Annotated in this window: 12 protein-coding genes; 11 read left to right on the forward strand and 1 reads right to left on the reverse strand. The window is 51.7% G+C overall.

Going from position 1 to position 14,547, the window contains the following annotated elements:
* Positions 1–17: 17 nt before the first annotated feature.
* Genes AC2A1E_RS01220 through AC2A1E_RS01245 form a run of 6 tightly spaced genes read left to right on the forward strand, consistent with a single transcriptional unit; the run spans position 18 to position 8,676 of the window.
* On the forward strand, positions 18–581 hold the full coding sequence (locus AC2A1E_RS01220; RefSeq protein ID WP_484382192.1) for a phage connector family protein: 564 nt from the start codon (positions 18–20) through the stop codon (positions 579–581).
* The gene (locus tag AC2A1E_RS01225) at positions 581–2,572 is read left to right on the forward strand and encodes a phage tail protein (RefSeq protein WP_484382193.1); all 1,992 of its coding nucleotides are present in this window, start codon (positions 581–583) and stop codon (positions 2,570–2,572) included. Before AC2A1E_RS01220 ends, AC2A1E_RS01225 begins: the two co-directional genes overlap by 1 nt.
* A gap of 2 nt (positions 2,573–2,574) precedes the next feature.
* A complete protein-coding gene (locus tag AC2A1E_RS01230; RefSeq protein WP_484382194.1) occupies positions 2,575–3,021 on the forward strand; it encodes an N-acetyltransferase family protein in 447 nt (148 codons plus the stop codon).
* A gap of 2 nt (positions 3,022–3,023) precedes the next feature.
* Entirely contained in the window at positions 3,024–3,554 is a 531-nt protein-coding gene (locus AC2A1E_RS01235; RefSeq protein WP_484382195.1) for a hypothetical protein, read from the forward strand.
* On the forward strand, positions 3,554–5,860 hold the full coding sequence (locus AC2A1E_RS01240; protein WP_484382196.1) for a hypothetical protein: 2,307 nt from the start codon (positions 3,554–3,556) through the stop codon (positions 5,858–5,860). Before AC2A1E_RS01235 ends, AC2A1E_RS01240 begins: the two co-directional genes overlap by 1 nt.
* Complete coding sequence (locus AC2A1E_RS01245; RefSeq protein WP_484382197.1) at positions 5,860–8,676, forward strand: hypothetical protein; 2,817 nt, start codon at positions 5,860–5,862, stop codon at positions 8,674–8,676. The genes AC2A1E_RS01240 and AC2A1E_RS01245 overlap by 1 nt, the downstream gene beginning before the upstream one ends.
* Here AC2A1E_RS01245 and AC2A1E_RS01250 read toward each other — a convergent pair.
* On the reverse strand, positions 8,669–9,130 hold the full coding sequence (locus AC2A1E_RS01250) for a hypothetical protein (RefSeq protein ID WP_484382198.1): 462 nt from the start codon (positions 9,128–9,130) through the stop codon (positions 8,669–8,671). The genes AC2A1E_RS01245 and AC2A1E_RS01250 overlap by 8 nt on opposite strands.
* A gap of 35 nt (positions 9,131–9,165) precedes the next feature.
* On the opposite strand from AC2A1E_RS01250, the gene AC2A1E_RS01255 reads away from it, so the two are divergent.
* The 5 genes from AC2A1E_RS01255 to AC2A1E_RS01275 all read left to right on the forward strand — a co-directional run bounded on the left by AC2A1E_RS01255 (position 9,166) and on the right by AC2A1E_RS01275 (position 14,534).
* On the forward strand, positions 9,166–9,561 hold the full coding sequence (locus tag AC2A1E_RS01255) for a hypothetical protein (protein ID WP_484382199.1): 396 nt from the start codon (positions 9,166–9,168) through the stop codon (positions 9,559–9,561).
* Between the two features lie 298 nt (positions 9,562–9,859).
* On the forward strand, positions 9,860–10,438 hold the full coding sequence (locus tag AC2A1E_RS01260; RefSeq protein ID WP_484382200.1) for a Rha family transcriptional regulator: 579 nt from the start codon (positions 9,860–9,862) through the stop codon (positions 10,436–10,438).
* A gap of 67 nt (positions 10,439–10,505) precedes the next feature.
* Complete coding sequence (locus AC2A1E_RS01265) at positions 10,506–10,853, forward strand: hypothetical protein (protein WP_484382201.1); 348 nt, start codon at positions 10,506–10,508, stop codon at positions 10,851–10,853.
* Positions 10,850–12,460: a phage terminase large subunit gene (gene terL / locus AC2A1E_RS01270; RefSeq protein WP_484382202.1), complete on the forward strand. Its 1,611-nt coding sequence runs from the start codon at positions 10,850–10,852 to the stop codon at positions 12,458–12,460. The genes AC2A1E_RS01265 and terL overlap by 4 nt, the downstream gene beginning before the upstream one ends.
* A 13-nt stretch (positions 12,461–12,473) precedes the next feature.
* Positions 12,474–14,534: a hypothetical protein gene (locus AC2A1E_RS01275; protein WP_484382203.1), complete on the forward strand. Its 2,061-nt coding sequence runs from the start codon at positions 12,474–12,476 to the stop codon at positions 14,532–14,534.
* The last annotated feature ends 13 nt before the right edge of the window (positions 14,535–14,547 follow it).

Raw genomic sequence — 14,547 nt, forward strand, 5'->3', positions numbered from 1 at the left:
TCTTTTAGAGGTGCCCCATGGCTTCCAGTGTAACTATCTGCTCAAACGCATTGCTCACACTCGGCGCTCACCCGATTAACTCATTCGATGAGGCCACCGAGCACGCGCGCTTGTGCGCAAACATTTATCCCACCGTCCGTAACGACCTGCTGCGCAAGCACCCATGGAACTGCGCTGTGAAACGCGTGATTTTATCACCCAGCAGTACGCCGCCCGCTTTTGGTTTTGGGTTTCAGTTTCCGCTACCTGGTGATTTGCTCCGCATTCTTTCCGTTGGGGAGGATGACGAAGATATTCCGTATCGGATTGAAGGTAACAAACTGCTGGCAAACATAAACGCAATCCGGCTGCGCTACATCTGGCGTAATGAAAACGAATCAACGTGGGATTCTGCGCTGGTCAGTCTGGCTGAAGCGATGATGGCAGCCAAGCTGGCTTACGCCGTAACGGGTTCCGCCTCACTACGCGACAGTTTGACGCAGGAAGCCGCTTACCTGCTGCGCCAAGCTAAAGCGATCGATGGCCAGGAAGAGCCGCCAGAAGAATTGGGCGGTTACCCAACATTGCATTCGAGGTTCTAATGCGCGCCAATCTGATTAAAACCAACTTTACAGCCGGGGAAATCTCTCCGCGCTTAATGGGCCGCGTTGATATTACTCGATACGCTAATGGGGCCAAGGCTATCGAGAACGCCGTTTGTGTGGTGCAGGGCGGTGTTATGCGTCGCCCTGGTACCCGTTTCGCGGCGGTTGCCAAATACGGTGACCGCAAGGCCAGGTTAATGCCGTACGTGTTCAACCGTGCGCAGTCTTACATGCTGGAATTCGGCGATGGTTACATGCGCGTTTACCAGAACGGCCAGCAGCTTGTTAATGGTGACGGCTCACCGTACGAAATCGCCAGCCCGTACAGCGTGGCGCATTTGCCCGCGATCAATTACGTGCAGGGTGCCGATACAATGTTCCTGGTTAACCAAAACGTTAGGCCGCACCGCCTGCAACGTCGTGGTCAGCTTGATTGGGTTCTGGAACCTGCGCCGTTTATCGTTGAGCCGTTTGACGAGATACGCCCAACGCCTGAAAAGTGGTGCGCGCCATCGGTTAAAGAATTCGTAGGCTCTGAAATTACGCTGACCCTGAGCGACGCGGAACCGCCTAGCGGTGGTGGGTTACCGCCGTTTACTGGTGACGGCTGGGTGCCTGAGGATGTAGGTTCGTACGTGCGCATTAACAGCGGCCTGGTGCTGATTAGCAGCATAACCAGCGCGCAGGTTGCCGTGGGCACCATTCGCACCGATTTAAGCGCTACACAAGCCGCATCACCCGGCGCGTGGACACGTGAAGATACGGTGTGGAGTGATGAATTCGGCTACCCTGGGGCCGTAACGCTGCATCAGCAGCGACTGATTCTAGCGGGTTCCCCAAAATACCCGCAAACCATCTGGTTCAGCGAAACCGGCATTTACCTGTCTTTCGAACTCGGTACCGACGACGACGACGCGATCAGCTTTACGCTATCATCTGACCAGCTAAACCCGATCGTTCACCTGGCGCAGATGAACACCCTGATCGCCCTGACGTTCGGCGGGGAGTTCACGATCACGGCAGGTAATGACAACGCGATCACCCCCACCAACATTTCAGTAAAAAACCCCAGCCCGTACGGTTGCAACAGTATCAGGCCGGTGCGCGTCGGTACTGAAATCATGTTTATCCAGCGCGCAGGTAAGAAGCTGTATGCCGTGGCCTATGACCCGGATAGTTTTGTTTCCTATTCGGCCAACGACATGACCGTTTTAGCAGAGCACATCACCGGTACCGGCGTAATCGATATGGCATACCAGCAGCAGCCAGACGCGTTTATCTGGCTGGTACGCAATGACGGCGTTTTAATTTCGCTGTCCATCGATCGCGCGCAGGACGTTATCGCCTGGTCACGCCAGACCACCGAGGGCCATTTTGAATCGGTCGCCTCAATCCCCACAGAAAATAACGACGCGGTTTATGTGTTGGTGCGCCGTGAGGTGAACGGCCAAACCGTGCGTTACGTCGAAGTGCTTGATCCGGATGTGCGTACAGACTCGGCCACCACTGGAACAGCAGCGGAGGGCGCGGAAACGTGGGACGGATTAGAACACCTGGAAGGCAAGCTGATCGATATCGTTGCCGATGGTTCTGTGATGCCACAACGCGAAGTTTCCAGCGGTCAGGTAACGCTGACGCGCAAAGCGTACAACGTTGAATTTGGCCTGCACTTCACAAGCACAATTCAAACGCTCACGCCAGAAGTAGCCACCTCCGAAGGTACCACGCAGAACGCCAAGAAACGCACATCAGAAGTAACGATGCGATTCCTTGAAACCACCGGCGCAACCTGTAACGGGCAGGTGATCCCCTTCCGGACGTTCGGCCCGCAAATCCTCAACCAGCCCGCACCACTTTTCACCGGCGATCACTTCTTCGGGAAATTAGGCTGGGAGCGCGGAGAGGACACGTTAATCATCCAGCAGCCGCAGCCGCTACCGTTCCACCTGCTGGCCATCATGATCACATTCACAAGTAACGCGGGGTAACAATGATACGACACGCAACAGCCTGTGATATCCCGGCGCTGATTGAACTCGGTACCAGAATGTTTTTGGAATCCCGTTATGCCTCCGGATCATTCGATGAAGAGAAGTGCGCGGCGCTGGCCAGACAGCTTATCGATGCCGACGCGGGGATCGTGCTTGTTGCAGAACACGGTGGCCACGTCGTTGGATGGCTGGCCGGTGGCATTGGCGAACAGTTTTTTTCGCATGCGCTAATGGCGTTTGAATACGGTCTGTTTATCACTCCGGAGCATCGCGGCGGTTCGGCGGGCCCGCGCATGGTTAAGGAGTTTATTGCCTGGGCAAAAGAGCATGGCGTAACGCTGATCAATATGGGCATCACCACCGGCGTGCATGAAGCGCGCACCGGAGAGATGTACGAACGTCTGGGCCTGAGCCGTATCGGCTCCCTGTATTCGATGGAGGTTTAATTATGTGTACTGGCGTAGAAATTGCCCTGGTAGCGTCCTCGGTGCTGGCGGCCGGTGGTGCGGTGGCATCCGGGCAGCAGCAAAAGAAAATGGCGAACTACCAGGCGGCACAGGCGAACGCTGACGCCGAGGCCGCGCGCGGGGCCGCAAAGGTGCAGGCTGACCGTATCCGCAAGGCCGGTCGGCAGCAGGCGGCGCAGGCAAACGCTTCGCTGGCGGCTTCCGGAGTGGAAACTGGAGAAGGTACCGCACTGCGTATTACGTCTGGGATCATTGGTGATGCAGAGCAAGACGCCTACACCACAACGATGAATGGCATCAATACCGACGCTCGCTATAACGCGCAAGCGCAGGCTGACCGTATTAGCGGAAACAATGCCGCAACCACAGGCTACATCAACGCTGGAAGCTCACTGTTATCTGCTGGCGGAACTATGTATTCAGGCTGGAAAAGAGCCAATCCGTCGCAGGGTGGCGTGGACAGCGGTGGTGCATCTTCAAATAACATGTTCAAGAATATGGGGATTAACTAATGCGTATACCAACGGGGAATTTCGGTAATGTTACTCCGCAGCCACAACCTACGCGCGTTAACGTTGATGGTGTTGGCGCACCAGCGCAAGCTGTAGGACGCCTAGCTGACGATGTTCAGCAGCAAGTAAACGCCGTAGTGCGTGGACGTGCGGGCGACGCGCTTCTTGATTACCAGATAAAAATTAAAGATATCAACGAGGCTATTCGCACCGGCGTTGAAGATGGTTCCTTACGCGCTGACCAGGTAGAAACGTTTTATCAAACAGCGGTAGATAAACTGGATAAACCGCAGTTCGCCGGGCTGGATATTGCCGGTAGCGAAGTGGCCCAGCGCGGCATTACGCGCTATGAGGCTGATGGCATGGCTACCGCCAGAAATTATGCGCATACCGCGCTTAAGATTGAGGCGCGCGATCAGGTTGATACTCAGCTTGATGCGTTGGGCAAGCTGACGAACTACCCAGGCGCCGACATTGAGAAGATTAATTCTCAGATAGAGGCAATGGCCGAACAAGGCCGCATTGGCTATGGTGCGCAGTGGGGGAAAATTAAGCAGGATGCTATCGATAGGAACTGGTACAACCACGCCAACCAAAGATTCATGCAATCGCGTAACAATGGTGCTGCTCTTTCTGGATTAGATAAAGAGCTAACCTCGGGATTTTATATTGATAAGTTAGATCCCGAAAGGCGAGACGTGTTACTTAACAAGCTCACAAATCAGCAGATCACCCTCGAAAACCGGGCGCGGGTGGCAGAGGCTAGGCGGGAGGCGTTAGCAGCTAAAAACATTAATGAGTTTTCGTTGCTTGTTGATAATAATCTGGAGCCATCAGAAGAGGCTGTTACCGCATTAATTGCCAGCACGAGAGGCACCAGTATGGCTGGCGATGCGCAGCAGTTATTGAGTGATCAACTTGAAATACGCAGGGCAATTTCTGAAGGGCCGGAAGCCGCGCAGGCGTTGATCGATAGTCAGCGCAAACAGCTTGAGGCATCAGGCGGAGATATAGGCCAGTGGAGATCGCTGCAGCGCAGGACTACTGCAGTAGCTAAAGCTCAAAAGGAGTGGGACGCAGCTCAGGGGCGCATGATGGTTTCGAATGCGCTAAATAACGGTACTGCACTAGATCCCAGCAATAAAAGCAACAAGGATGCGGCTGATAGCTATTGGAGAAGCGAGTTTAAAGACTTCAATATCAACGACAACGCCCAGGTCAACGCCGCAGCGTCTTTCGTATCCAGAACGGGCATTATACCGCCTGGGCTTTCATCAATTATTAATGCGGCGTCGGTATCAAAAGATCCCAAGGTGGCCATCCCAGCCGCCGAGTTGGTCAGCAGAATTTATGATGAGAACCCGGCTGCGTTATCTGACATGCCAAAAGAAAAACAGTCATTTTATCTCAACGCTAAACAATTACGTGACGCTGGCGTTAACCCTGAAATGGCAATGGAGCAATCTTATAATTTGGCTTACAACCAAACGGATGCACTAAAGTCACAACTCTCATCTGAGCAAAGCTCAGCTTCGTACAAGAAAGACAGGCTCGGCGCGGCCAGTGATTTTGTTAGCAAGCACTCGGAGTTTTTCAGAGTAGATCCATCTGCGAAAGATACCACCGCCGAAGCGGCTCGTTTTCGCAATGACTATCAGTCTCTTTATGATCTTAACTTCCGTGCGGCGGGCGGTAACGCTGATATTGCAAAGAAAATGACCAATCAACAAATTGCAAGAACATGGTCGATCACCGAAGTTAACGGCAAAGCGCAATTCATGAAATACGCCCCAGAAGCACTATACCAAGGCGGCCCGTCAGGCTGGCAGTCTAAGCAGTGGGAGGAAGAAAAAAACTTGCTGGTATATGGGATTTCAGACATACCCGCAGCCAGTGCTGTTGGGGGAAGCGTTGGAAGGGTATCAAGCGCCAGCACCCCCAAACCGGATAGAAAAGTAAAGGGTGACGTTATTTTAGTTCCTGACGCTAACACCCCGCGCAATGGTGATTACGCCATTATGATCAGTGATAAAGACAAGGACGGGATACCAACGCTACAGCCTTACTATGATGCAAGCGGTAGGCCGTTACGTTATCGCCCGGATCTAGAAAGCTGGAAACCTTATCAGCAAATGCTGGCAGATGATAAGACAAGCATTGAACAAACGATGCAAAAAGCCCAGGAGCGCAGAGGGTTCAGAGATACTCACCGAACGCTTGATCAGCAGTATCAGCAAGGGCATGAGCAGCGGATTGAAAAGCAGAAAGAACAACTGAAAAACTATTTCCAATGGGGTAAAGAATAATGCCTGTTTATCCAACTCCCGATCTACCTGCTAATGATTTCGTCGCGCCGCAGCCTGCTGGATGGGATACATCAATAACACCTGGTGTAAATCCGGTACCAGTAGAAGAGGATCGTTCGGTATTGGGCGCGGCATTCCGGCAGTACAATATGATGTCCGGATTGTTTAACCCTGCGCCAGATTTTGAGGAGCAGGAGGGCTATAACCCATTTATTGATAAGAGTGAGCTACAGGGCTATGAACGTTGGGCTACCGCGTTCTCTGACTCACGATCACCCCAACAAACCGCATCAATTAAGCAGCGGATTGATGAGGAGAATCAAGACAAGCAGTTTCTTTCTGAGTCTGGCGCTGCTGGGGTATTTGCCAGCATAGCCGCTGGCGTGGTTGATCCTGTAACGATTGCTAGTTTGTTTATTCCTGGTGCGCAGGGTGGGCTTGCTGCCCGTGTTGTATCTAATGCCGCCATTGCGGCAGGTGGAACGGCGGTAAGTGAATTGGCTTTGCATCAGCAACAACACACCCGCACCGCAACAGAGAGCATGATTCATACCGGAGCGGGGGCGGTGCTGGGCGGTATGCTGGGCGGCGCTATCCATCTTTTAAGCCCGGAGGTTAGGGGTGCCGCGCAAACCGAAATTGCGGATTCACTGCGTAGCATTAATACAGGTGGCAGCGTTGGCGCAATGAATGTCCCAGTAACGACGCTGGCCCAAGAAACCATGCGGGGGCCGAAGGTGGTGAATAAGGTCATGAATATGACCCCACTAGGGCGAACCATGGATTCCCCATCAGTGACCGTGCGCCGCACCGTTCAGCAGTTGGCAGAGAATAACCTTACCACCGCCAAGAATCTTGAAGGGATAGCCACGCCATCAGCGGCAGAAACACAGGTTCGCATGTGGGCGCGTTCTGAAGCGGCTTCCGTTGTGACTGCAAACGATGGCTTTGCAAAATTTAGAGCGCAGGGCGGCACTGGTAGCAAGCTAGATTTTGCCGAGGAGGTTGGTAGGGCTATGCGTAGGAATGATACCAGCCCTAATGCGGTGGTGCAGGAAACGGCAAAGGCGCTACGCCCAATCCTTGATAACGTTCGTAATGAAATGCAGGCGCTCGGCATGCTGGCGGAAGATCTTAAGGTCACTGGCGCAGAAAGCTATTTTCCGCGCATGTATCGACAGGGGGAGGTTTTAGCTAGGCGCGATGAATTCAGGAAAATTTTAACCGACTGGTGGTCGCGCGGTGATAACAAGGTACCACTTGAAGATCTGGAAATAGCAGCGGATGAAGTGATAGGGAAAATCACTGGTGCCTTGCGTCCTCAGGACTACGCTAACGCTTTTTCTGTACGGCTGCCAGGCGCAACAAAATCACGTTCGCTTAATGTGCCTGACAATCTGCTTGAGCCGTTCCTTGAATCGGATGTGCGTTTTGTTCTTCAACGCCATATCCGCGACGCCGCGCCAAATATCGAGTTAACCCGTAACTTTGGCGACTCATCTATGGAACGTGTGCTTAAAGATATTCGCGATGAATACACAGAGCTGATGCGCAATAACCCGGCAGGCCAAGTAAAACTAGATAAAAGAATGAAACGCGATGAAGCGGATATTATGGCAATGCGCGATCGCCTGCTTGGTACCTACAAAATGCCGGACGATCCTTCGGGTACGTTCGTTCGCGCTGGTAACGTGCTTAGAAACGTAAACTACCTCACAAAGCTCGGTGGCATGACGGTATCAGCGGTTCCTGACCTTGCGCGCGCGGTAATGGTTAATGGATTCAGTAAAACATTCAGCGCTTACGGTAAATGGCTATCTCGTTCACCAGCATGGAAGGCCAGCAAAGAAGAAATGCAGAAGATAGGCGCGGCACTAGATATCGTACTGTCCGATCGCAGTCGGGCGATCGCTGATATAGCGGACGGATTTTCACAGCGTACCATGCTGGAATCAGGCCTTGATTACGCGACCGGCAAGTTTGGCAACCTCACGCTAATGAACCAGTGGAACGCCTTTCACAAGTCGCTTAATGGCATGAATACTGCCGATCTTATCCTAGGGGCAACAAAATCTAACCCACGCCTGGCTAAGCTGGGCATTGATGACAGCATGGCTACACGTATTCAGCAGCAATTCAAAAAGCATGGAAAGACGGTAGACGGCCTGCGCATCGGTAATAGTAGCGCATGGGATGATCCTGTAGTGCGTAGCGCTTTTGAATCCGCAGTGGTGAAGGACGTGAATAATACTATAGTGACGCCAGGGATCGGCGATACGCCGCTGTGGTCAAGCTCCCAAATGGGTAAGCTGGTGTTCCAGTTTAAATCGTTTATTTTCGGATCCTATAACCGCTCCACCGTTGGCGGCATTCAGGCAGGGGAAGCGCAGTTTTATTACGGCCTTGGGCTTCAGCTTATGCTGGGGGCAATGACGTACGCAATCAAGAATACGCTGGCTGGGCGTGATGTTGACTACGCGCCAGAAAAATTGGTACTTGAGGGCATCGATCGGTCTGGCGTTATCGGGCCGCTGATGGAGTTTAATAACACGCTGGAAAAGGTAAGCGCCGGCACGTTGGGGCTTGGGCCTGCGCTTGGTACTGGTACGCAATCCCGGTACGCCAGTCGGAACGCGATCGGTTCACTTCTTGGCCCGTCGTTTGACTCCCTTGGAAAACTATCTGATATTGCTACGGGGATATTGAGCGGCGAATTTGATGATAAGGCCGTGCATTCTACGCGGCAACTTATACCGGGGCAAAATCTGTTCTGGGTAGCGCCAATACTGAATAACGTTGAGGAGCAACTTAAGTAGAGCAAGATTTTGGGCCTACAGCCACACTGAAAAATAGACTCTGCTTCGTTTGGTCATAATAGCTAATTTGGATGGTTTTTCCGTCCGTTTTAGCTTGGTATAAAAACGACATGGGCACGCTATTGCAATATGCATTAACGAGCTTTTTGCGCGCGAACTCCGGCATCTCTCTGGATATTTTTGATTTATAGAAATCTTCATGAGACAAGAGTGGGTTTTTCACGAAAATCATTATTGCCTTTCCGTCATCATGACCATAAAAAGGCTCGTAGTCCTTGAAGATATCACCTTCGGATTGTGACGGCGCTAGATATTCACTGAAAAAACTCGCCGCCGACCCGCCAAGCTCTATTGGTTTATCTTCCAGCACCTCACGGAGGTGATTTACTATAGGGTAACCAACGAATCCGATACAAACCGAAGTGAAAATTATAGCCATCTTATTGATTTTCATTAATTAATACCATAGATTAACTGTAAGGGCGAATAATGAACAGCAAAAAATTTAATGACTTATATTTTAAGGATAATGTTTCCGCGTTTGAGTATGCATGCAAGTATTCTGTTACCGACATAAGACCAAAGCAAGGGCTTATCGCAATAGTAGAGGATGAACCAGATAAAGATGGTAACGGGGATTACTACTGTACAGTGAAGGTAAGCTCTGATGACGGAGGGTTTATTGTCCCATCTGCGATTGCGACCAAAGAAGAGAAGGTCGTAATAAAAGGTAGTCTTGTGATATGGGTACCCTATGAGCATAGTGAAATTATTGCAAGTACCCTTGGCGATGACCGCAAAGGGTGGGTTGGCTTTATTGTGGCGACAGTAAAACCAACATTAAAAAATGATTCTGGTTGGCAGGTAGATAAACGCCTTGTCTAGTTTTTTCACCTTACCCTGATCTGTCTTTCTATTGCCTCTCACATCACACTATCGTATAGTCATATGGCAGCGGCAAAATCCGCTGCCGGGATTGGTCTCCCGGTTAATTAAGAGGCGCACACCACGCCAGACGTGGTTTTTTTATGTGCGCAACATAGCTACATCTCAATGGTGGGCTGTGTGGGGGCTTCTTAGGAAGCGCCGGATCCTCTTAGCCGGTAAGACCAACCCCATACAGCTCACCACCCGAGGATTGGTCTCTGAAGGTGGTGATTAACTCAACTAAGAGGAAATCATCATGGTCAACTCGTACTGCTTACCATGCCCTGAAATCACAATCCGCAGCGGCCAAGCCGTAACCACCTCTCAGGCCGTAGCCAATTTCTTTGGCAAATTACACAAAGATGTTTTGAAAAAAATCGAGTCGTTGGAATGCTCGCCGCAATTTGCATCGGCGAACTTTTGCGCCCATGTTCAAGAAGTGGAAATCGGCAATGGCGCGGCTCGGGATTCGAAGATTTACGAAATCACCAAAAACGGCTTCGTGTTCCTCGTTATGGGTTTCACTGGCAAAAAGGCCGCTGCATTCAAAGAGGCTTACATTGCTGAGTTCGATCGCATGGAAGCTGAGTTACTTTCATCAGCAGTCAATTACCAGTTTGACGGTCGCCTGTTGCTTACCGTTAAAAATGGCGTGATGGTGAATTCCAGCGTACTAAGGGACGATGAGCACGTCATGACAATGGACGGCTTTTTTCATACAGCGCGTAGGGGTGGTTACATTGTCGCGCATATTGAAGATCTGCAAAACCTCACGCAAAGCCCTGGAAAACTGACAAGCAAAAAGCCGGTTAAGATCTCGACGTCAAACTTCTAACGATAGTCAGGAAACCGACCGCCACCCCGCACCACCATAGCCTCATGCTAACCATGGGGCTATTTTTATGCACAACGATTACAGAACCCGCCTTACCGCACTCAGCGACAAGTTAACCGACGCTGTACTAGAAGAAGCCGATCCGGATAACTGGCCGGGTGCTGGCAAAGAATCCACCAAACATACCAAGCAGGAACGCGGTAATCGATACTGGTGCAAGAAAAATGCATCCGCATCGCTCACGCTGCTTGTGAAGGTGCATTCGCTGATCGGCATGCACACGCGTGGCGGGGTACCGAAAGAGGGCGATGATCCGGACGACGAAGCGTTCAAGCTGGGCCAGCAGGTGGCCAGCGCTGAAAAAGCCGCAATGGCGGTATTAGAGCGAATCCAGAACAAGCACGGTAAAAAATGATTTCGTTCGTTGCCTTCTTCATCATGTGGGCCGAGCGCATGAACTGGAAGGTACCAGACTGCCATTACCGGGCCTGCCACTGGCTGGAGCATCGCGGGGATCTCGCGGTGCTTCGCTGTTTCCGTGGGTTTGGTAAATCCTCAATTTTGGCCGTGTACAACGCCTGGCGCTATTACCAGGATCGCCAGTACCGCATTTTGCACCAGTCAGAATCCGATGGCACCGCATACAAAACCAGCCGTGACACGCAGAACGTTTTACGCAATCACCCTCTAACGCGTGGCATGTTGCCGGATGGGCAGGGAACCGTAGAGCAGTGGTGGGTAAACGGTTCGCTGGATATGCGCAACGGCTCCATGTACGCAAAGGGCATTCTATCGAACGTCACTTCTGCTCGAGCAGACGAGTGCCAAAACGACGATGTGGAAGTACCGCGCAACATTCAAACCCCAGAAGCCCGCGAAAAACTCCGGTACCGGCTGGGGGAGCAAACGCACATCTTGGTACCGGGCGGCCGTAAGCTCTACATCGGTACCCCGCACACGCACGACAGCTTATACGATGAGGTGGAAAAAATGGGGGCTGACTGTCTCACGATAAAGCTGTTCAATTTTGAGCACCGGATTGAAGAGGCACAGGCCAATAAAACCCGCTACGTGCTGCCGTTCCGGCCCGAGTTCGTTTTTATTGGGATCCACATCGGTGCACGGCTGCTGGTGGAGGGTACTGATTACCAGTTAACGCCGGACGGTATCGAATTCGCTGCTGCGCCCGGTACCACTATCGACTGTTACGCCGGTTGCGAATGGCCAGAACGATTCACTCGGGAGGAAATGGAGAAGCGCAGGAAGGAAACTCGGACGCTTAACGAGTGGGACAGCCAATACCAGCTTCACAGTAAGCCTGTCAGCGAGTCACGCCTTAACCCGGATCGCATCCGTGAATACAGCGTTCAACCAGAAATCCGCTACGCGAACGGCGGATGTTCAATGTGGCTGGGTGGTGTGCAAATTGTGGGGGGCGTGGCTTATTGGGACGTTGCCCTGGGTAAAATCAAATCGGATGCCAGCGCCTTTACAGTCATGCTGACAGACGCGCGCGGTCATCTGTACTGGCATAAATGCGTGGGGCTGGTCGGGGAACTGGCCGACTTTGACGAAAACGACAAAATTGTCGGCGGCCAAGTAGTGCAAATCAGGGAGTTTGTCACCCAGCTACAGATCCCCCGCGTGGTGGTGGAGGTCAACGGGCCAGGTGGGTTCGCGCCTAAACTGCTGCGCCAGGCGCTTAAAGGTACCGGGTGTGGTGTGGCGGAAGAATTTTCCGTGACCAAAAAGCAGAAGCGCATTCTCGACGCATTCGAAGCGCCGCTTTCCTCTCAATTCCTGTGGGCGCATACCGAAGTTCTCGACGGCCCAATGTATTCACAGATGCAGGATTTTAACCCCTCCCTGGTTGACCAAGAGGACGATTACATAGATTCCGGCGCAGGAGCTATTCACCAGACGCCGGTACGCATAGGGAAATTGGTCGGGAAACCGACCGCGCAACAGCGGGAACATTGGCGACCATCAGACGGAGATCACGAGGTCACCGTGGACTACTGACCGAGGCCCGCAAATGGCAATCCCCAACCAGACCCCTTACAACGTTTTCACCGCCAACGGTATCAGCACCGTTTTTCCGTATGAATTTTACCTGCTCAGCGCTATCGATCTCACTGTATCGATCAGCGGTGTGGTACAGACAACTGGCTATACGGTTTTGGGTGTCGGCAACATAGACGGCGGGGAGGTGGTTTTTTTAACACCACCGGCTAACGGCTCGGTGGTTTTGCTTCAACGCCTTGTTCCCACGTACCGCCTGACCGAATACCAGGATAATGGCGATATGCTGGCCGACACGGTTAACAAGGATTTTGATCGGCTTTGGATGGCAATACAGCAGGCGTTTCTGTACCTCGGGTTAACCCTCAATCGCCCGTTGCTTGGCGGGCCGTTTAATGCGACCGGTTACCGGATTGAGAATTTAGCCGATCCAGTAAACGACCAGGATGGAGTTAACCGCAGGTCAATGTACTCCTATGTCGAGAAAATGATCGCGGGCGTTGTTGGTGGTTTTGGATGGTTTATCCAAATGGGGGCAGCAGCTATTCAGCGCACATTCCAAGATAAAATGCGTGATGTTGTTAGTGTTAAGGATTTTGGTTTAAGCCCTTCCGCCACTGCGCAGCACAATACTATTGCGCTATGCGCCGCTCTTGACGCTGTAAATGGCGATTACATGCAGCCAGATGCGCACGGAAATGGAACTATGGCAAAGTTCCTTTTCGGTGAAACTGGAACATTTAACACCGATCCAGCATATTTGACGGGTGTTCATGCGCTAGCGGGAAAATTTATTATTCGGTGCAATGCTCAGTTGCGCGGTAGATTTCCCAATGCAGATTTCATGATCGTGCACGTGCGAGATATCGAGGTCACGCATATCAACGCAAAAAGCGTAGAGATTCGCGGTGCGCAGGGTTGCGAGTTTAGCCGATGGAGATTGTCGAGTGATTTAATTATTAGAGCATCAGGCGACCGTCAGCCAAATTGGGTATCTCCGTGGGGCGGAGGCACTTATTGGAACGATTTTGGAAATATTCGCTGCGGCAACACTCAGGTTGCGGGAAAAATTATTTTTGAAACGAGTTACGGCTCCGTGAACGCAAATACCCTGCGCAGAATGAGCGGTCAGTTATTAGTAACGAGATATTCTGGAACTGTAGGCCCTATATTTACTGAGTGTCACGAAAACGAAATCATTGGCATTGACACATCAGGCTCGCAAGGTGACCCAATTAGGAACGACACACCCGAGGGGCAGCTTAATACCGTATATGGTTGGTATGACGAGGTGACAGGTACGGGGAAGGTGTACGGCGACTGGAATATCGTCTATCCAAAAGTGCAGTTTAACAACTGGAACACTACACAGCCGGAAGGCTGGTCGATATTTACTGAGCCAAAGGCTAACCAGCAAGGTGGTGATTTCATCCCGCTCACAATTGAAAGTGCGGCAACAGGCTCGGATTGGTCAGTTATCGAGGGTTCGAAAGGTCTTCCATGGTGCGCGAGGGGTAACAGCATTGCGCACGTATACACTGACACTACAGAGCCTTCGGGAAGCGGCAGGAGCTGGGGATTAGATGCCGCCCCTACTGACGCTAATTTCAGATTTGAATTAGAGGTTCGGTCTAGTAAATACGTGAGGGGCACAATTTGGGTTAAAGACACTCCAACACTGAGCATAACTCAAATCAGAGTATCGAACGACGACGATTCAAATGCGCTCTTCCAATCAGTAAATAAATACGTTGTTCGCACTGGTTGGCGGCTATATCGCGTTGTCGGAATAGTTGACCCGACAAAAGCGGTGAAAGTCGATTTCAACGCGAGTGGCGATGTTAGACTCGGCGGGGCCATGTTCGCACGTAGCCACGCCTGCGCTCTACCGCTTTTCCCTGGATGGCGTAAGTCACACGGTATAAGTGGTGTAATGCCTACATACGAAGTTCCGTTTGCGGGCTTTTGGTTTTACCGGGATAGCTCAGCGTCACCTTCAGACCCAACGGTAGCTTGGGTACGAATTACTGACGTGGGCGTCGGTGCGTACAGAAAAATAGATTCAGTTGGTTAATAAGGAGGTGAAG

The sequence above is a fragment of the Serratia sp. HNCC26DJ206 genome (genome assembly GCF_057180605.1).